Origin of the sequence: Pseudomonas sp. DE0010, from assembly GCF_007680745.1 — a bacterium.
GTDB lineage: Bacteria > Pseudomonadota > Gammaproteobacteria > Pseudomonadales > Pseudomonadaceae > Aquipseudomonas > Aquipseudomonas parafulva_B.
Map to the genome: position 1 here is coordinate 1 of NZ_VEJQ01000134.1, position 307 is coordinate 307.

Annotated in this window: 1 protein-coding gene; it reads left to right on the top strand. The window is 67.8% G+C overall.

All coding sequences use genetic code 11. The features are described from left to right. Positions 1 to 190, top strand: a 190-nt coding sequence (locus FS767_RS21975) for a phosphoenolpyruvate carboxylase (RefSeq protein WP_144968210.1), incomplete at its 5' end; no start/stop codon positions are given. Positions 191 to 307: the final 117 nt, after the last annotated feature.

Here is a 307-nt window from a genome sequence, read left to right on the forward strand (position 1 = left end):
GCTCGAACACCATCCGGAAACCCTGGTGTTCATCGCCGTGCGCAACACCTATCTCGATCCGCTGCACCTCCTGCAGATCGAGCTGCTGGCCCGGGCGCGGGCGGCCGGCGAAAGCCAGCCGGCGGCGCTCGATCAGGCCCTGCTGGTAAGCGTGGCCGGGATCGCCGCAGGACTGCGCAATACCGGTTGAACAGACTGTCGCTTTTGCCGGCGCCCGGGGTCGTCTGGACGGGCCCGGCACCTGCGACGCTTGGTAACTTGTGCGGCCAGGGGGCGCTGTGTATGGTTGGTCCCTTTGGCCGTCTCG